At 71.6% G+C, this 17,724-nt stretch carries 13 protein-coding genes; 5 read left to right on the top strand and 8 right to left on the bottom strand.

Features of this window, described 5'->3' with window-relative positions:
* Positions 1 to 32: 32 nt before the first annotated feature.
* The 3 genes from ACGFNP_RS28595 to ACGFNP_RS28585 are packed head-to-tail and all read right to left on the bottom strand — an operon-like array spanning position 33 to position 4,488.
* A complete protein-coding gene (locus ACGFNP_RS28595) occupies positions 33 to 3,041 on the bottom strand; it encodes a helix-turn-helix transcriptional regulator (RefSeq protein ID WP_393324131.1) in 3,009 nt (1,002 codons plus the stop codon).
* A 51-nt stretch (positions 3,042 to 3,092) separates the two neighbouring features.
* Positions 3,093 to 3,527, bottom strand: a complete 435-nt coding sequence (locus tag ACGFNP_RS28590) for a GNAT family N-acetyltransferase (protein WP_358313014.1) — start codon at positions 3,525 to 3,527, stop codon at positions 3,093 to 3,095.
* 43 nt (positions 3,528 to 3,570) lie between these two features.
* On the bottom strand, positions 3,571 to 4,488 hold the full coding sequence (locus ACGFNP_RS28585; protein WP_393324127.1) for a hypothetical protein: 918 nt from the start codon (positions 4,486 to 4,488) through the stop codon (positions 3,571 to 3,573).
* 89 nt (positions 4,489 to 4,577) lie between these two features.
* Here ACGFNP_RS28585 and ACGFNP_RS28580 point away from each other — a divergent pair, with 89 nt between their 5' ends.
* From ACGFNP_RS28580 to ACGFNP_RS28570, 3 genes are read left to right on the top strand one after another with little or no spacing between them, the layout of a single operon-like run.
* Entirely contained in the window at positions 4,578 to 6,164 is a 1,587-nt protein-coding gene (locus ACGFNP_RS28580) for a protein kinase (protein WP_393325077.1), read from the top strand.
* A 4-nt stretch (positions 6,165 to 6,168) separates the two neighbouring features.
* A complete protein-coding gene (locus ACGFNP_RS28575; protein ID WP_393324124.1) occupies positions 6,169 to 7,770 on the top strand; it encodes a serine/threonine-protein kinase in 1,602 nt (533 codons plus the stop codon).
* 2 nt (positions 7,771 to 7,772) lie between these two features.
* Positions 7,773 to 9,356, top strand: a complete 1,584-nt coding sequence (locus ACGFNP_RS28570) for a protein kinase (RefSeq protein ID WP_393324122.1) — start codon at positions 7,773 to 7,775, stop codon at positions 9,354 to 9,356.
* On the opposite strand, the gene ACGFNP_RS28565 is transcribed toward ACGFNP_RS28570, so the two are convergent.
* The gene (locus ACGFNP_RS28565) at positions 9,339 to 10,568 is read right to left on the bottom strand and encodes an RNA-guided endonuclease InsQ/TnpB family protein (protein ID WP_393324119.1); all 1,230 of its coding nucleotides are present in this window, start codon (positions 10,566 to 10,568) and stop codon (positions 9,339 to 9,341) included. The two genes, ACGFNP_RS28570 and ACGFNP_RS28565, sit on opposite strands and share 18 nt — an antisense overlap.
* 86 nt (positions 10,569 to 10,654) lie before the next feature.
* Here ACGFNP_RS28565 and ACGFNP_RS28560 point away from each other — a divergent pair, with 86 nt between their 5' ends.
* Entirely contained in the window at positions 10,655 to 11,473 is an 819-nt protein-coding gene (locus tag ACGFNP_RS28560) for a hypothetical protein (protein WP_393324117.1), read from the top strand.
* Between the two features lie 79 nt (positions 11,474 to 11,552).
* A complete protein-coding gene (locus ACGFNP_RS28555; protein WP_358313032.1) occupies positions 11,553 to 12,050 on the top strand; it encodes an RICIN domain-containing protein in 498 nt (165 codons plus the stop codon).
* Here ACGFNP_RS28555 and ACGFNP_RS28550 read toward each other — a convergent pair.
* From ACGFNP_RS28550 to ACGFNP_RS28535, 4 genes are read right to left on the bottom strand one after another with little or no spacing between them, the layout of a single operon-like run.
* Positions 12,047 to 13,183 (bottom strand): acyl-CoA dehydrogenase family protein, encoded by a 1,137-nt coding sequence (locus tag ACGFNP_RS28550; RefSeq protein ID WP_358313035.1) that lies wholly within the window; start codon positions 13,181 to 13,183, stop codon positions 12,047 to 12,049. The genes ACGFNP_RS28555 and ACGFNP_RS28550 overlap by 4 nt on opposite strands.
* A 6-nt stretch (positions 13,184 to 13,189) precedes the next feature.
* Positions 13,190 to 14,104, bottom strand: coding sequence for a hydroxymethylglutaryl-CoA lyase (locus ACGFNP_RS28545; protein WP_393324112.1), 915 nt, complete (start codon positions 14,102 to 14,104; stop codon positions 13,190 to 13,192).
* Positions 14,101 to 16,056, bottom strand: a complete 1,956-nt coding sequence (locus tag ACGFNP_RS28540; RefSeq protein ID WP_393324109.1) for an acetyl/propionyl/methylcrotonyl-CoA carboxylase subunit alpha — start codon at positions 16,054 to 16,056, stop codon at positions 14,101 to 14,103. The genes ACGFNP_RS28545 and ACGFNP_RS28540 overlap by 4 nt, the downstream gene beginning before the upstream one ends.
* A gap of 35 nt (positions 16,057 to 16,091) precedes the next feature.
* Positions 16,092 to 17,660: a carboxyl transferase domain-containing protein gene (locus tag ACGFNP_RS28535; RefSeq protein WP_393324106.1), complete on the bottom strand. Its 1,569-nt coding sequence runs from the start codon at positions 17,658 to 17,660 to the stop codon at positions 16,092 to 16,094.
* Between the last annotated feature and the right edge of the window lie 64 nt (positions 17,661 to 17,724).

The following is a 17,724-nucleotide window of genomic DNA, read 5'->3' as shown; positions in this document are numbered from 1 at the left end:
ACGTCGCGGCCCAGCGGCCTTCGTGAAGGCGATCACGCCCCGGCGAAGAGCCGGATCCGATGGGCCACGGCGGCGGCCTCGCCACGGGAGGCGACGCCCAGTTTGGCCAGGATGTTGGAGACGTGCACGCTCACGGTCTTGACCGAGATGAACAGCTCCCCGGCGATCTCCCGATTGCTCCGCCCCTCGGCCACGTACCGCAGCACCTCCAGCTCACGCGCCGTCAGCCCCAACGGCAGCCCGTCGGGCGCCGGCTCGTCGGCGACGGCGACCCGGCCTCGCCGCGCGACCGCGTCCAGCCGCTCGACCAGCGGCGTCGCACCGAGCTGCTCGGCCAGCTCACGGGCCCTGGCCAGCCTGACCCCCGCCCCCTGCCGATCACCGGCCTCCAGCGCCGCACGGGCGGCGCCCTCCAGCGTCTGAGCCTCGGAGTACGGCTGCCGCAGCCCCGCCCAGGCCTCCGCAGCCGCGTCCCACGCCTTGACCCGCGCGCCATCGAGACCGGCCCCAGAATCCGCCGCGGATCCGCCGCCGAAGCCGTCACCACTCCCAGGACCGGAACCCGCGCCGGGCCCAGCCCCCGAGCCAGGACTCGACCCCGCGCCGAGCCCTGCACCTGAGCTGGCGCCGGTCTCCAGGTCAGCCTCGGACAGGCCCGCCAAAGCCAGGTAGGTGAGACGCAGAGCCCGCTGGTAGTCGCCCGCGGCCTCCAGCCACCCCGCGACCGACCGCAGCTCCGCCCCGATCTCCCCGCCCAGCCGCGCGAACGTCACCAGCACCGGCCACGCGTATCGCGGACTGGCCAGCAGATCCTGCTCGCGCAGTGTCCGAGCCGCCGCCTCCCGCGCCTCGTCCAGGCGCCCCCGCGCCAGCAGCAGCTCGACCTCTCTGCAGGCGTGCGGCAGCACGTTCTGGTCACGGAACCGCCCGCGCATCAGCACGCTGCGCGAGGCCGCGAACAGCTCCTCGGCCTGATCGATCCGCCCGCGCGCGAGCGCGATGTCGGAGGCGATCCCCTGCAGGCTGGCCCGGTAGGGCGGCGGCGGCGTGAGCTCCAGGGCGTGCTCGATCACCTCCAGCGCCTCGTCCCAGCGCCCGAGCGACATCAGGGGCTCCGCCAGGTTGATCGAAAGGAACGTGCCCGAGGTGCGCGCCAAACCGTAGCGTTCGGCCTCGGCGACGCCGTCGCGGGCGACCTGGGCGGCCCGTTCGTGCCTCCCCGCGCCCTCCAGCACGTCGGACTCGGAGATGGCGCCGCGCAGCATCGCGTTGTAGGCCTCGGCCGAGGCCGCGATGCGGCGCGCTTCGGCGAACCCGCCCAGGTTGGCCTCGATGTCGGAGAACTGGCAGCGCGCCCAGGTCATGGTGATCAGCGCGTGCGCCTCGGTGTTGGCGTCGCCCACCTCGTGGCCGATCTCCATGGCCAGCCGGGCCGTGGAGATCTTCTCCTGCCAGCCGTCGTAGAGCATGCGCGCCAGGGTCTCCAGCACCTGGGCCCGCAGACCGGGCTGGTCGTCGGGCACCAGCGACGCCGCCCGGCGCAGATCGTCGACGTGTCCGGGGCGGCTGAGGTCGTAGCCGGTGAGACCGCGTTGCCGCAGCAGCCTGGCGGCCGTGGCGGGCTCGGCCGCCTCGTCGATCTCGGCGAGCCCGGCGCTGGCCAGGCCCATCGCGCGTTCGTACTCGCCCGTCAGGTGGGCGACCGTGGCCGTCTGCCGGAGCACGTTGACGCGGTCGATGCCGATGCGCTCCGCGGCGTCGGGCACCTGATCCCACAGCTCCAGCACCCGGGACAGCATCCTGTGCTGCTCGTCGTAGGCGGTGGAGCGGCGGGCGGCGGCGGCCGCGTGCCAGGCGCTGACCAGCGCCCAGGTGGTGTCGTGGGCGGCGTGCCAGTGGTGGGCCAGCTCGATCGCGCCGCGCGGGGCGGGCAGGATCGACAGGTCGTGCTCCAGCGCCTCGGCGAAGCGCGTGTGCAGGCGGGTGTGCTCGCCCGGCAGCAGGTCGTCGTGGAGCGCCTCGCGGATCAGTGCGTGCCTGAAGGAGTAGCCTTCGCCGTCCACGACGAGCACGTTGCCGGCCACGGCGGGCCGCAGCGCGTTGGACAGGGCCCCGTCGTCCATCCCGGCGACGGCGGACAGCAGGTCGTGCTCGATGCGCTGGCCGCCCGCGCTGGCCACGCGGAGCAGCTCCTGGGTGTCGTCGGGCAGCCGCTCGACGCTGGCGAGCAGCAGGTCGCGCAGCGACTCCGGCAGCGCCTCGCCGGCGCCGGACTCGTTGAGCAGCGCCTCCACGAACAGCGGGTTGCCCTCGCTGCGCGCGTAGACCAGGTCCAGGTCGAGGTCGGACAGCTCGCGCTCCAGGATGCTCGCCGCCTGCTCGACCACCTCCCTGCGGGTGAGCCTGCGCAGCTCCAGCCTGGCCACCCAGTCGACGCGGCCCAGCTCGGCAAGCAGCGGGCGCAGCGGGTGGGTGCGGTGCAGCTCGTCGGAGCGGTAGGTGACGACGATCAGCAGCCGTACGTCGGAACGCTGGTAGCGGACCAGGAACGAGAGCAGGTCGCGGGTGGAGCGGTCGGCCCAGTGGGCGTCCTCGATGACCAGGACGACCGGCCGGTCCTCCGCCAGCCGCTCCAGCAGGCCGAGCAGTTGCTCGAAGAGCCGGGCGCGGGCCTCGGGGCCGTCGCCGTCGGGCTCACCGAACTCGGGCAGCAGCCGGGCCAGGCCGCGCGTGGTGCCGCCGGGCACCAAGGCCGCCACGCCGTCGCGGCCGAGCTCGCGCACCAGGCCACGCAGCACCGCGGTGAAGGGGGCGAACGGCAGACCCTCGGTGCCCAGCTCCAGGCAGCCGCCGACGAGCACCATCGCCTCGCCGGCCCGATCGGCGAACTCCCTGATGAGGCGCGTCTTGCCGACCCCCGCCTCGCCGCCGACCAGCACGGTGGCCGCCGCGCCGGTCCGGACACCGGCCAGGGCTCCGTCGAGCACGCCCAGCTCCGCGGCGCGGCCGACGAACAGCGGACTCACCGCATGGATGCTCACGCCCCAAGAATGCCATCCGGCGGCGACAGAAAACGACCGCGGGACCTGCAGTTAGCGGAGGACCTTCCTGAACATGGTCGCCGAGGCCTCGTAGCCCAGCGCGTGGTAGAACTCGGGCGCCCGCCGCGTCGCCATGGCCACGTAACCGGCCTCCCTGGAGCGGGCCCAGGCCTCGAACTCCACCAGCAGCGCCCGGCCGATGCCCTGCCGGCGCGACCCGCTCTGCACCATCGCCTCCTCGACCCAGGCGACGGGCCCGTTCGCGAACAGCGTGAGATGCACGAACCCCAGCAGGTAACCCTGGACCCGGCCGCCCACCACGGCCGCGATCAGCATGACGTCGTCGTCGCGCAGCAGCTGCGGCAGCGCCGCGTCGAAGGCCTTGCGCTCGGGCCTGAAGGTCAGCCCGAACTCCCTGGCCAAGGCGAACAGCTCGTCCGCGTCGGCCTCCTCCGCTCTCCTGATGTGGAGATCGTCTGACGTCATGTCGTACGACCTTAAGTCGTCGCGTGGCCGCCGTCCAATCACCTCAGCGTGTCAGCGCCTTGACAGTCTGTTCGGCGACCTCCTGGGCGCCCTTCATGAGCACGTCTTCGGCGACCGGCTTGGTGTTCGCGCCCTGGGCGGTGATCTGGCCGTCCTTGTTGTCGGTGCCGAAGTAGCGGACGTTGATCGTCGTGTTGCCCATCACGATGTACGCCCAGACGTTCGTGGTGCCCTTGAGGTTCTGGGTGTACATGGCGTGGGTCTCGTCGCCGATGCCGTCGAGGTCCTTCATCTCGCCGTACGTGCTCAGGAAGCGCAGGGCGGGGTTGTCCTCCTTGGTGCCGGCCATGTCCTTCATCGAGTCGAAGTTGAAGTCGGCGTCCTCCCGCGCGTCCTCGACGCTGGGCCAGACGTTGACGGCCAGGAAGATGGTCCGCGATTCCAGGATGCCGTTCCTGATGTTCTTGGCCTTCTGCGTCCACTCGCAGCCCTTGCGCAGGGCGCCATACCCGTCCTTCTGGACGCCAGGCTCGGACTGCGACTTGGGCGCGAGCCGCGTGGTCAGGCTCGCGGGCAGCAGGTCGCACACCTCGGGCACCGCCTTCAGCGGCGGGAAGGTGGAGGTGGCCGCGGGCGTCTCCGCCGCGTCCGACGAGGGCGCCGCCGAGGGCAACCTGGACGACGAGGGGAGCGACGACGGCAGCGTGGAAGGCAACGTGGAAGGCAGGTCGGAGGGCAGGTCGAACGAGGGGGTCGGCAGCGCGACAGGAGCGGCCTCCTGACCGACGTTCCGTACCGCGATGAGCCCTCCGCCCAGCACCGCCACCGTCGCGGCCCCCGCCAGCACGGCCTTGGCCCAGCCTGGCGCCTTCGACGTGACGGGCCGCTCGCCGCCCCCATCCGGCCAGTACGAGGCCGGAGGTACGGGTGGCGCCTGCGGTGCCTGCGGGCCCTGGATCATGGCCACCCCTAAACTCGACGATCATTACAAATGGGCTGCTGTTACCGCGTACGGGACGGAAATATAGCGAACCGAAAGTGCTGAACACTATGGTCTCCAGCGTGCCTGGTCTGGGGGATTCCAAAATCGCAGGCCGCTATCGGGTGCTACGGGCGCTCGGTCAGGGTGGCATGGGCACGATCTGGCTCGCTCACGACGAGCTGCTCGATCGCCAGGTCGCCATCAAGGAAGTGCTGCTCCCGCAGTCCCTCGCACCGGCCGAGCGGGCCGAGGCACTCCAGCGGTCCATGCGCGAGGCGATGGCGGCTGCCCAGGTGCGGCATCCGGGCATCATCACCATTCACGACGTGCTGTCCGAGGACGGGCGGCCGTGGATCGTCATGGAGCTGCTCAGGGGCCGCGATCTGAAGGACGCGGTGGCCGCCGATGGGCCGTGGTCGCCGGAGCGCACCGCGGCGCTCGGGCTGCGGGTGCTGGAGGCGCTGTCCGTCGCCCACGCGCACGGCATTCAACATCGCGACGTCAAGCCCGCCAACGTGTACCTGACCGACGATGGCCGGGTGGTGCTGACCGACTTCGGCATCGCCAAGCTGGAGGACCAGGCGACGATCACCGAGTCGGGGCTGCTGATCGGGTCGCCCGGGTTCATCGCCCCGGAGCGGTTACGCGGCGAGCGCGGCGGCCCCGAGTCGGACCTGTGGTCGCTGGCCGCCACGCTCTACGCGACCGTGGAGGGCCAGGCTCCCTATGTCGGCACCTCTCCTATGTCGGTGCTGCGTGACGCACTGACCCTGCCGCCCCGGCCACCCCAGCGCGCCGGGAACCTCGGGCCGGTGCTGATGCTGATGCTGGCCCGCGAGCCGTACCAGAGACCCGTCCCGCAGGCGGCGGAGCAGTTGCTGCGGCGGGTCGCGGAGGGCGGGCCGGCGCTGGCGGCCACGCAGCCGATGGCCAGGCGCGCCGGCCGGCTGCCGATGGTCGTCGGCGGCGTGGTCGTCGCGGCGGCGGTGGCGGCGGTCGCGTTCGTGGCCCTGCGGCCCGCGGACACGCCCGCGAAACCCGTGTCGGAGCCCGTGAAGCAGCAGGCGCCGACCACGACGGCCGCCTCCACCCCCGCTCCCACCCCCACCAGGGAACCGGAGCCGGAGAAGACGCCCAAGTTCACCGCCGCCGTGAACCTGTGCACCCTGCTCACCCCCGCCCAGGTCGCCAAGCTCGCGCCCGGCGTGGGCAAGGGCAGGCGCGACGGCGACTCGTGCGAGTGGACCACCCGCGGCACGGGGCTGTCCGCCGCGGTACTGACCGGCTCCAGCGGGACCGACAGGTGGAGCGCGGTTCCGGAGGACGCCGAGGAGAACTACGTCAACCTGCGCAACCTCCGCGGCCAGGACGCGGAGATCACGTGGTCCTGGCCGGAGATCGGCCTCGCCAAGCCGATCAAACAGCAGCGCCGGAACGTCCAGGACATCAAGGGCATCGGCGACGAGGCGTTCGGCTACGAACTGGTCAGCCCCAAGGGCAACGCCGAGAACGTCACCGTGATCTTCCGGCTCAGCAACGTGAACGTCGAGATCGGTTATGTCAACGTCAACAAGATCGGCAACAACGCCGCCCTGCGCAAGGGAGCGCGCGACGCCGCGCGCCGGCTGGCCGAGGCATTGAACCGCCAGGAGTGAGGCAATGAACCAACCGCGACTCGTGGGCGGCCGCTACCAGCTGCTCGAACAGCTCGGCCGCGGCGGCATGGGCATCGTCTGGCGCGCGCACGACACGATGATCGGCCGCGAGGTGGCGGTGAAGCAGGTGCTGATCCCGCCGAACCTCTCCCCCGCCGACCAGGCCGCGCTGCGCCACCGTACGTTGCACGAGGCCCGCGCGGCGGCCGGGATCCGGCACCCCGCGGTGGTCGGCATCCACGACGTGATCGACGACGGCGGCCAGCCGTGGATCGTCATGGAGCTGGTCCGCGGGCGCTCCCTCGACCAGGCCGTCAAGACCGGCGGGCCGATGTCGGCGGCCTGGGCGGCCTCCGTCGGCCTGTTCGTGCTGTCGGCGCTGGCCTCCGCGCACACGCGCGGCCTGCTCCACCGCGACGTCAAACCGGGCAACGTGCTGCTCGCCGATGACGGCCGCATCCTGCTGTCCGACTTCGGCATCGCCGCTCCGACGGGTGCGGCCGCCCAACAGGGTGGCGTACCGGTGGGCACGGCCGGCTTCACCGCGCCCGAATGCCTGACCGAGGGCGTCGCGCCGGGGCCACCGTCCGACCTCTTCTCGCTCGGCGCGACGATCTACACGGCGGTGGAGGGCGTACAGCCGTTCCAGCGCAACACCGCGATGGCCACGCTCGGCGCGGTGATGACCGAGCCGCCGAGGCCGCCGCAGCGCGCGGGCGAACTCGCCCCGCTCCTGCTCGGCCTGCTGGCCAAGGACCCCGTCCACCGGCCCGACGTGCGGACGCTGCGCCGGGGGCTGGAGCGGGTCGCGGGCCACGCGGCGGCCACCGTCAGAACGCCCGCGCCCGCGTGGGTGGTCTCGCGCGCGGCCGCGTACGGCTCGGCGGCGGCCGTGGTCGTGGCGTTCGTCGTCGCGGTCACGCTCATCCTCACCACGGGGTCCTCCGCCACGCCGTCGCCGCAGCCCACCCCGGCGGCGGCGCGTACCACGAAACCGGCGCCCAGCAAGGCCCCGACCAGCGCGGCGCCGACCGCGTCAGCTTCGGCGTCGGCGTCGGCCAGTTCCTCCCCCGCGGCCACGCTGCCGGCCGGGAAGTTCTCCAAGATGCCCCGGCCCTGCCAGCTGCTCACCAAGGAGCAGGCGACCCGGCTCGTCGGCACGTTCCTCACCTCGTCGACCGACCCGACCTTCAGATGTACGTGGGCGACAGCGGGCTTCCCGCCGGCGGGCAAGCAGCTGAGCGTCTTCCTGACGCTCTGGCTGTACCCGCCGCAGGGCGACGGCTACGAGACCACGCTCGCGCAGGAGCACGTCGCCGGGGCGAAGAAGGAGGCCGAGGACAAGGCGGGCCGAGGCGGCACGGGTGAGAAGCAGGGCGAGGTCTTCGAGATCCCCGGCGCGGGCGAGGAGGCCATCGCGTACGAGATCTCCAGGGTGAAGTTCAGCAACAAGCACGAGGTCGAGGTGCACGTGCTCTTCCGCACCGGCAACATGGTGGGCGAGTTCCGCTTCGTGCACGACGTGGCCAAGGACGCCGCCCTGCGGGACAAGGCCGCGCAGGCCGCCAAGTTCCTCGCCGCGAACCTCGACGCCAAGGCCTCCTGACCATGCGCGTGATCGCCGGACGCTACCAGCTGCTCGCCCCGCTCGGGGCGGGTGGCGCGGGCACGGTGTGGCGGGCGCGTGACGAGCTGCTGCACCGCGAGGTCGCGGTCAAGGAGGTACGGCTGCCGCCCGGCCAGGACCAGCAGCGGGCCCTGGTCGACACGCTGCGCGAGGCCAGGGCGGCGGCGGCGCTGAACCACCCGTCGATCATCACCGTGCACGACGTGATCTCCGAGGGCGGCCAGCCCTGGATCATCATGGACCTGCTCGCGGGCAGGTCCCTGGGCGATCTGGTCAAGGAACGCGGACCGCTGCCGCCCGGCCACGTCGCCACGATCGGCCTGCGCGTGCTCGACGCGCTGGAGGCCGCCCACCGCCGCGGCATCCTGCACCGGGACGTGAAGCCGGGCAACGTGATGATCACCGACCTCGGCGAGGTCGTCCTGACCGACTTCGGCATCGCCGCGCACACGGGTGACGTCCCCGGCGCGGGTACGGCCGCCGCCGCGGCGCACGCCGGCGGCGTCGCGGGCTCCCCCGGCTACATCGCGCCCGAGCACCTGCGCGGCGAGCCGTCGGGCCCGATGGCCGACCTGTGGTCGCTCGGCGCCACCCTGTACCTGGCCGCCGAGGGCCGGGCACCGTTCGAGCGCGACTCGGCGATGGCGATCGTCGCGGCCGTGCTCACGATGCCCCCGCCGCCGCCCGTCAACGCGGGCCCGCTCGGCGGCCTGCTCCTGGCGATGCTCGACCGGAACCCGGCCGCCCGGCCGCACCCGCAGGGAATCAGGGCGCACCTGGAGTCGTTGGCGGTCCCGCTGCCCGTCCGGCCGCGTGAGACCGCGCCCGCCACGGTCCCGGTGCGGGCGCGCCCACGCCGCCGCACACCATACGTGCTGGGCGGACTGGCGGCGGGTACGGCCATCGTGGTCACGGCGGTCGTGCTCCTCAACGGCTCCGGCGGCTCTGGCGGCTCGCCCGCCGTCACGACGCCGGCCACCCACGTCGCCCAGCCCGCCTCGACCGCGGCGCCCGCTCCGACGACGAGCACGGCGCCGCCGACCAATCCGGCCAGGGGCGACGGCGCCTTCGGCCGCCCGCCGAAGGCGTGCTCGCTCCTGACCGACGAGCAGGCGCGGCGCGTCCTGCCCGGCTCTCGCTCCCGGCAGCCCCGCCTCTACGACGAGAGCGAGTGCTACTGGTCGGTCGGGCTCGGCGGGCTCCTCGAGACCACGTCCATCAACCTCAAGGTCAAGCACTCCAGCGAGGTCAAGGCCGCCGAACGCGCCTTCACGCAGGCCGTACGGGCTCGCGACGGGGCGGCCGGCAGCGAGCAGACGGTGACGACCTCGCACATCAGGAAGGTGAGCGCGGGCGACGAGGCGGCCGCCCAGGACAAGGAAGCCGGCATCACCCACACCTCGACCACCACCATATGGATGCGGATCAGCAACGTGATCATCCAGGTGGAGGTCAGCCATCCGAAGCGAACGAAGGTGACCCCGCAACTCCGGGACACCGCTCTCAAGACCGCCCGCGCGGTGGCCGACACCCTCCAGAAGGCGCGATCAACTGCCACCGGCTGAAGCTGGTGGTTTGCTCTCACGGTCCCGTCTGGGTGAAGGGAGGCCGGTAGCGTGTGGCTGGTTGATGGCAGCCCAGCCCGCAATGCCGCGTTGGGCGATGTTGCGGGCCGCGATGTGGTCGGCGTGCCCAGCGAGGCCGCACCCGGTGCAGACGAACCGGCCCCGCGCCGGCCGATTCGCCCTGCTGACATTCCCGCACTCCGGACACGCCTGCGAGGTGTAGGCGGGGTCGACCAGCAGGAAGGCGAGCCCGGCGCGGGCGGCCTTGTAGCGGGTGAACGTGATCTGCTGGGCGAAGGCCCAGCTGTGCAGGGTGCGTCGCTGGAGCCGGTGAGCCCTGACCCGACCGCGGATACCCTGCAGATCCTCCAGGGCGACACCACGGCCGGTGCGTTCGGCTTCACGCACCACGAACGTCGAGATTTGGTGGTTGAGGTCGGTCATCATCCGGTGCTCACGCCCGGACAGGCGGCGCAGCACCCGCCGCGCCGCAGAAGTGCCCTTCTTCTGCAACCGGCGACGCTGGCGATGCCGCCGCTCCCGCAGCGTGCGGACATGACCGTTGCCGCCGATCGGCCCGGCCAACGCCGGGCCAGGCAGCACCGCGCCATCGGAGGTGATCGCCAGATTCGCCACCCCTTGATCCACCCCCACAAAACCGCCGACCGGCTCACGCGCCACCGGCTTGGGCAGGGCGAGGGAGACCTGCAGCAGCCACACCCCGCGCCGGCAGACCAGATCGGCCTCACCGAGCGGCAGCGTCTCCACGGCTTTGAGGTCTTCTGGTCGGCCGGTGTAGGGGACGGTGACGCGGCCGGTGGGGGTCCACAGCGACACGGTGCGGGCGTCACGGTTGAAGCTCATCAACCGGGCGTCATAAGGAACGGCGCCCTGCGGGCGGAAGATGTGAGCGCGTTTCTTGCTGGCGCGCCGGTTGGCATACGCGCCGGCGACCCGGGCGATCGCCCGCACCGCCGCCTGCGCACCCAGCCCGGCCACCTGCGCCCGCACCTCGTAATAGGCCAGCCGATGCAACTCCACCACAGCGAAGATCCGGTGCTGCCACGCCAGCCGGGACACGACGGTGGCCGCCTGATTGCACAACAGCACCGCCGCCGCCAGCGCCTCGGCCTGATCCGGGGCGGGTGTGAGCCGCAGTTGCACGACCGTGGGCAGGCCGTGCCGTTTGGTGGCGGAGCGACGAATCGCCATCATGCACCTCCTGTCACAACACCCTCACCCACCGCACATATTACCGAACGTGACCGAGACTTTCCATACTGTTTTCGAAAGGAGGGATGGCGCTTCCTTCCGGCCCTGACGGACCGGGTCTCCGCGCCACCATTCAGATGAACGACTACCAGCAGCAGGACTTCCCGACCGCGGCCGTGCGGCACACCGCTCCCACCCAGCAGTCCCGCCCCGGGCTGCGGGTGACGCCGGCGATCCTGAGCGGGGCGTCGGCCGTGGTCGTGCTCATGCTGTTCACGGTCCTGTTCCTGCTCACCCGCCAGCCGGACAAGACGGCCGTACCCGTGGCCGTCGCGACCACGCGGACGGCCGAGCCCGCACCCACCGAGGCTTCGCCCACCGAGCAGGCCACCACGAGCGAGCCCGCGCCGACCGGGACCGCCACATTCACCAAGACCGTCGACCCCTGCGCGGTCACCGACGAGGACCTGGTCAAGAAGCTGACGCTGTTCCCGGACAAGTCGCAGATCAAGGCCGAGGAGTGCGAGTGGTCGACGCTCGCGCCCGGCGCGGGCATGCCGGGCAACATGCAGTTCCGACTCCAGGTGTACGTGAAGGTCTTCCCGGGGGATCTGACGGCGGCGCACGAGCAGTTCCTGGGACTGCGGCAGGAGGCCGTCCTGCTCGCCAGAACCTCCGCCCCCGCCGAACCGCCCATCGGCGACGCCTCCTGGACCACCCTGTACACGCTGCCCGGCGACACGGGCAAGGGACCGACCACCGCGACCGTCGGCGTCCGGGTCAGCAACGCGGTGATCCAGGTCGCCTACCAGCGGCACGTCACCGAGGACCCGGCGGGCAGGCTGGCCAAGGGCGCCCTGGACGTGGCCAGATCGGTCGCCGAGAAGATCGGCACGTCGAACTAATTGTTGGACGGCTGAAAGCACATTGCAGGCGGACCGGCCTATCACTGGGGAGGAAAAGTCCATCACCCAAGGAGCCCCAGTGAATCGCACCTTCCGCCTTCTCGGAGTCGGCACCGCCGTCGGCGTCCTCGCCCTGGGCATTTCGGCCACGAGCGCCACGGCTACGCCGACTTCCACCACCGAATCCTCGGCCTACGCCCCGTACGTGCGCGTCATCAAAAGCAACGCGACCGGCAGATGTCTCGACGACAGCTCCGGCTACGGCCTGCGGATCTTCCCGTGCAACAACCTCATTTATCAGAAATTCGACGTCTACAATAACCCAAACGGTACTCATTTCCTGGTGAACCGGTCCACCGGCCGATGCGTCGAGGACGCCGCCAAAGGCATCCGGGCCAACCGCTGCACCGGCGCCGCAAATCAGATGTGGTACTTCAGCAACTGGAAGGGTGGCGGCTGGGGCATTTCCAACAGGAGCACGAACAGATGCGTCTACGCTTACGTCAACGGCGTCTCCATACTGGGCACCGAGTCCTGTAACTGGTCGTCACGGTTACAGAGTTTCGCGCTCCTTTAGAGGTCACCCAGCCCCAGCTGGCGGGCGATCAGCATCCGCTGGACCTCGCTGGTGCCCTCGCCGATCTCCAGGATCTTGGCGTCGCGGTAGAAGCGGCCCACCGGGAACTCGTTCATGAACCCGTACCCGCCGAAGATCTGCGTCGCGTCGCGGGAGTTGTCCATGGCGGCGTTGGAGGAGACGAGCTTCGCGATCGCCGCCTCCTTCTTGAACGGCACGCCGGCCAGCATCTTCTCGGCCGCGTGGTAGTAGGCCAGGCGGGCGGTGTGGACGCGGGCCTCCATGTCGGCGATCTTGAACTGGATGGCCTGGTAGTGGCCGATCGCGTGGCCGAACGCGTGCCGGTCCCTGACGTAGCGCAGGCATTCGTCCACGCAGCCCTGGGCCAGGCCGACGCCGACGGCGGCGATGGCGATGCGGCCCTCGTCGAGCGTCTGCAGGAACTGGGCGTAGCCGCGGCCGCGCTCGCCGAGCAGGTTCGCGGCGGGGACGCGGCAGTCGGAGAAGGACAGCTCCCTGGTGTCGGAGGCGTTCCAGCCGACCTTGGAGTACTTCTTCGAGACCGTGAAGCCGGGCGTCCCCGACGGCACGAGGATGGTGGAGATCTGCCGCTCGCCGGTGAGCGCGGCGACGCCGACCACGCCGGTGATGTCGGTGCCCGAATTGGTGATGAACGCCTTGGTCCCGTTGATCACCCATTCGGCGCCGTCGAGCGTGGCCGTGGTGCGCATGCCGCCGGGCACGTCGGAGCCGCCGCCGGGCTCGGTCAGGCCGAACGCGCCGAGGGTCTCGCCCGCCGCCATCGCCGGCAGCCAGGTCGCCCGCTGCTCGGGCGTACCGAATCGGTAGATCGGCATGGCGCCGAGCGACACCGCGGCCTCCAGCGTGATCGCCACGCTGGAGTCGGCGCGGGCCAGCTCCTCCAGGGCCAGGCAGAGCGCGAAGTAGTCGCCGCCCATGCCGCCGTACTCCTCGGGGAACGGCAGGCCGAACAGGCCCATGGCGCCCATCCGGCGCACGATGTCGTACGGGAACTCCTCCCGCTCGTAGAAGTCGCCGATCACCGGCGCCACCACGTCGCGGGCGAACGCCTCGACGGTCTTGCGCAGCTCTTCGTATTCGTCGGTGAGCATGGTGGGTCAGCCTTTCGCAAGAGCCTGGACGACGCGGGACGGGCTGGGACGGCCGAGCCGTTCGGCCAGCCAGATGCTCGTGGCCACGAGCTTGTCGAGGTCGAGGCCGGTGTCGATGCCGAGCCCGTGCAGCATCCACACGAGGTCCTCGGTGGCGAGGTTGCCGGTGGCGGACTCGGCGTAGGGGCAGCCCCCGATGCCGCCGGTCGAGGCGTCGACGACGTGCACGCCCGACCGGAGCGCGGCCAGCGTGTTGGCCAGAGCCTGGCCGTAGGTGTCGTGGAAGTGCACGGCCAGCCGGTCGGGATCGCGGAACGACTCGATCAGCGCGGTCACGTGTCCGGGGGTGCCGACGCCGATCGTGTCGCCGAGCGACAGTTCGTGGCAGCCCAGGCCGAGCAGCCGCTCACCGACCGCGACGACCTGCGCGATCGGCGTCAGGCCCTCCCACGGGTCGCCGAAGCACATCGACACGTACGCGCGTACCTTGACGCCGTTGTCGAGCGCCCTGGCCACGACCGGCTCGAACATGTCGAACTGGCTCTCCAGGCCGCGGTTCAGGTTCTTGGCGGCGAACGTCTCGGTGGCGCTGGCGAAGATGGCGATCTCCTCGACGCCGTTCGCCAGCGCCCGGTCCAGCCCGCGCTCGTTCGGGACGAGCACCGGGTAGCGGACGCCCGGCCGCCGGTCGAGCCTGGTGAGCAGGTCCTGCGCGTCGGCGAGCTGCGGCACCCACTTGGGGTGGACGAAGCTGGTGGCCTCGATCACCCGGTGGCCGGCGTCGGCGAGCCGGTCGATGAACTCGGCCTTGACCTCGACCGGGACGATCGCGGACTCGTTCTGCAGGCCGTCGCGCGGGCCCACCTCGTAGACGGTGACCTGGTGCGGAAGACCTTCCATCGGGTACGGCCCGCGCATCATGACTCCCCCGCCGAGACTGCCGTGACGACGGCCAGGACGGCGTCCATGTCGACCGGCCGGCCCGCCTGTACGGGCAGCTCGGTGACCTGTCCGTCGCAGGGGGCGGTGACGGTGTGTTCCATCTTCATGGCCTCCACGATGAGGAGCGGCTGGCCCGCGCTCACCCGGTCGCCCGGCTGGACCTTGACGACCAGGACGGTGCCGGGCATGGGGCTTCTGACCACGCCGTCGCCGGCGTGCGCGGCGCCGGGGCGGTCGCCGGGGTCGCCGATGCGGTGGCGGGTCAGGGCCCAGGACTGGCCGTCCCTGCCCAGCCAGAGGGTGTCGTCGTGGCGGGCGTGGGTGTAGTGGGAGGTACGGCCGTCGAGGGTGACGGTCAGCTCGGCGTCACTGATCAGGAGCCTGGCTGGGACGGCCACACCGCCACCGCCTGGCTCATTTATGCGGATTTCTGCGGATATTTCCGGTAGGCCGCGTACCTGGACCGTGTGGACGCCGTCCCGTGACTCCAGCCGCCAGGACGTCCACGCGCGCTCGCCGACCCGCCAGCCGTCCGCGACCTCCCAGGGATCCGAACCCACCGGCGCGGCGTGGAAGGCCAGCGCGGCGGCGGCCAGCACCTCGTCGGGCGGGCCGGCGTCGGGGATCAGAGTGGGCAGGACCCGCTCGACCAGCCCGGTGTCGAGCTCGCCCGCCCGCACGGCCGGGTGCGCCGCGAGCGCCCGCAGGAACGGCACGTTCGTGATCACGCCGAGCACGGCGGTCTCGGCCAGCGCCTTGTCGAGCCGGCCGAAGGCCGCCTCCCGCGTGGGGGCCCAGGCGATGATCTTGGCCAGCATCGGGTCGAACTCGCTGCCCACGACACCACCCTCGACCAGCCCGGAGTCGATCCGGGCGCGGTCGGGCTCGGCCAGGCGCAGCACCCGGCCGCCGGTGGGCAGGAAGCCGCGCGACGGGTCCTCGGCGTAGACGCGGGCCTCGACGGCGTGGCCGCGCAGCCGTACCCCGTCCTGGGCGATGGGCAGCGTCTCGCCCGCCGCCACCCGGAGCTGGAGCTCCACCAGGTCGAGGTCGGTCACCAGCTCGGTGACCGGGTGCTCCACCTGGAGGCGGGTGTTCATCTCCATGAAGTGGTACGCGCCGGTCGTGCCGTCGACGATGAACTCGACCGTGCCCGCGCTCACATAACCCACCGCGCGGGCGGCCTCCACCGCCGCGGCGCCCATCCGCTCGCGCATCGCCGCGTCGACGAAGGGCGACGGGGCCTCTTCGATGATCTTCTGGTGGCGGCGCTGCAGGCTGCACTCGCGTTCGCCCAGGTGGACGATGTTGCCGTGGGTGTCGGCCAGGACCTGGATCTCGATGTGGCGGGGGTTCGCGACGTAGCGCTCGATCAGCAGGGTCTCGTCGCCGAACGCGGCGCGGGCCGTACGGCGGGCCGACTCCAGCGCGTCGGGCAGCTCGGCGGCCGAGCGGACCAGCACCATGCCCTTGCCGCCCCCGCCCGCCGACGGCTTGATCAGGGCGGGGAAGTCCGTCCAGGACAGCAGCGAGTCGCCGGGCTCGGCGCCGCCCGGCACCACCGGGACCCCGGCGGCCGAGACGGTGGCCTTGGCGCGGATCTTGTCGCCCATGGCGTCGATGGCCTCGGGCGGCGGGCCGATGAAGACCAGCCCGGCCGCGGCGCAGCGGCGGGCGAACTCGGCGTTCTCCGCGAGGAACCCGTATCCGGGATGGACGGCCTGCGCACCGGACGCCTCGGCCGCCGCCACAATCGCCACCATGTCCAGATATTTCGGGACCTGGAGGGCCATGTCTGCCTCGCGGACATGGCGGGCGTCCGCGTCCGAGGCGGTGTGGACGGCCACCGACATGATGCCGAGCGCACGCAGCGTACGGATGACGCGGACCGCGATCTCACCCCGGTTGGCGATGAGCACGCGACGGAACATCGCCTGCGAAGGTAGCGATGGGGCCATGAGCACAGTCACATCCGGAAGACGCCGTAGCCGACGGGGTCGAGCGGGGCGTTGGCCGCCGCGGAGAGTGCCAGGCCGAGGACCGTACGGGTGTCGAGCGGGTCGATCACGCCGTCGTCCCACAGCCGGGCCGTGGAGTAGTAGGGGTTGCCCTGGTGCTCGTACTGGGCCCTGATGGCGTCCGCGTCGGCGTTGCCGACGGTGGTGAGCACGTTCGCGGCCTGCTCGCCGCCCATGACCGAGATGCGGGCGTTCGGCCACATCCATAGGAACCTGGGCGAGTACGCCCGCCCGGCCATGGCGTAGTTGCCCGCGCCGAACGAGCCGCCGATCACCACCGTGAACTTCGGCACCCTGGCACAGGAGACCGCGGTGACCATCTTGGCGCCGTGCTTGGCGATGCCGCCCGCCTCGTAGGCCTTGCCGACCATGAAGCCGCTGATGTTCTGCAGGAAGACCAGCGGGATGCGCCTGCGGTCGCACAGCTCGATGAAGTGCGCGCCCTTCAGCGCGGACTCGCTGAACAGGATGCCGTTGTTCGCGATGATCCCGACCGGGTGCCCGTGCAGGTGGGCGAAGCCGGTGACCAGCGTCGAGCCGTACTCGGCCTTGAACTCCAGGAACCGCGAGCCGTCGACGAGCCGGGCGATGACCTCCCGCACCTCGTACGGCCGGCGGGTGTCGGCGGGCACGATGCCGTAGAGGTCGCGGGGATCGTGCCGGGGCTCCTCGGGCTCGGCCCGGTCCCAGGGCCGCTCGGCTCTCGGGGCCAGCGTGGAGACGATGTCGCGGACGATGGCCAGCGCGTGCGCGTCGTCGTCGGCCAGGTGGTCGGTGACGCCGCTGACCCGGGCGTGCAGGTCGCCGCCGCCCAGTTCCTCGGCCGTGACCTCCTCGCCGGTGGCCGCCTTCACCAGCGGCGGGCCGCCGAGGAAGATGGTGCCCTGGTCGCGCACGATGACGGCCTCGTCGCTCATGGCCGGGACGTACGCGCCGCCCGCCGTACAGGAGCCGAGGACGGCGGCGATCTGCGGGATGCCACGCGCGGACATGGTGGCCTGGTTGTAGAAGATGCGACCGAAGTGATCCCGGTCGGGGAAGACCTCGTCCTGTTTGGGGAGGAACGCGCCGCCGGAGTCGACCAGGTACACGCACGGCAGGTGGTTGTGCAGCGCCACCTCCTGCGCGCGCAGGTGCTTCTTGACGGTGATCGGGTAGTACGTGCCGCCCTTCACCGTGGCGTCGTTGGCCACGACCACGCACTCGCGCCCGGCGATCCTGCCGACGCCGGTGATGATCCCGGCGGCCGGCGCCTGGTCGTCGTAGAGGCCGTTGGCGGCCAGCGGCGACAGCTCCAGGAAGCGGGAGCCGGGGTCGAGCAGGCCGTCGACGCGGTCGCGCGGCAGCAGCTTGCCGCGTTCCACGTGACGCTGCCGCGACCGCTCGGGACCGCCCGCGGCGGCCACGGCGAGGCGCTCCAGCAGGTCGGCGGCGAGCCGCTCGTTGAGCGCGGCGTTCTGCTTGAACGCCTCGCTGCCGGGGTCCGCGGCCGAGTTCAGCACCGGCCAGTCGCTCATGTGCCCCCTTCCGTTATGAGGCAGATGTTAGTCATCATTAACGTAACCGTCTACCATGTGAGAC

It is taken from the genome of Nonomuraea sp. NPDC049269 (assembly GCF_043197155.1).
GTDB lineage: Bacteria > Actinomycetota > Actinomycetes > Streptosporangiales > Streptosporangiaceae > Nonomuraea.
The sequence above is the reverse complement of the archived record's forward strand: the minus strand, read 5'-3'. Positions and strand labels throughout refer to the sequence as shown.

What these genes read in the sequence shown, in the direction of transcription:
- ACGFNP_RS28590 (WP_358313014.1), bottom strand. Translation starts at nt 3,527, where the DNA reads ATGACGTCAGACGATCTCCACATCAGGAGAGCGGAGGAGGCCGACGCG.
- ACGFNP_RS28585 (WP_393324127.1), bottom strand. Translation starts at nt 4,488, where the DNA reads ATGATCCAGGGCCCGCAGGCACCGCAGGCGCCACCCGTACCTCCGGCC.
- ACGFNP_RS28580 (WP_393325077.1), top strand. Translation starts at nt 4,578, where the DNA reads ATGGTCTCCAGCGTGCCTGGTCTGGGGGATTCCAAAATCGCAGGCCGC.
- ACGFNP_RS28575 (WP_393324124.1), top strand. Translation starts at nt 6,169, where the DNA reads ATGAACCAACCGCGACTCGTGGGCGGCCGCTACCAGCTGCTCGAACAG.
- ACGFNP_RS28570 (WP_393324122.1), top strand. Translation starts at nt 7,773, where the DNA reads ATGCGCGTGATCGCCGGACGCTACCAGCTGCTCGCCCCGCTCGGGGCG.
- ACGFNP_RS28565 (WP_393324119.1), bottom strand. Translation starts at nt 10,568, where the DNA reads ATGGCGATTCGTCGCTCCGCCACCAAACGGCACGGCCTGCCCACGGTC.
- ACGFNP_RS28560 (WP_393324117.1), top strand. Translation starts at nt 10,655, where the DNA reads ATGGCGCTTCCTTCCGGCCCTGACGGACCGGGTCTCCGCGCCACCATT.
- ACGFNP_RS28550 (WP_358313035.1), bottom strand. Translation starts at nt 13,183, where the DNA reads ATGCTCACCGACGAATACGAAGAGCTGCGCAAGACCGTCGAGGCGTTC.
- ACGFNP_RS28545 (WP_393324112.1), bottom strand. Translation starts at nt 14,104, where the DNA reads ATGATGCGCGGGCCGTACCCGATGGAAGGTCTTCCGCACCAGGTCACC.
- ACGFNP_RS28540 (WP_393324109.1), bottom strand. Translation starts at nt 16,056, where the DNA reads ATGTTCCGTCGCGTGCTCATCGCCAACCGGGGTGAGATCGCGGTCCGC.
- ACGFNP_RS28535 (WP_393324106.1), bottom strand. Translation starts at nt 17,660, where the DNA reads ATGAGCGACTGGCCGGTGCTGAACTCGGCCGCGGACCCCGGCAGCGAG.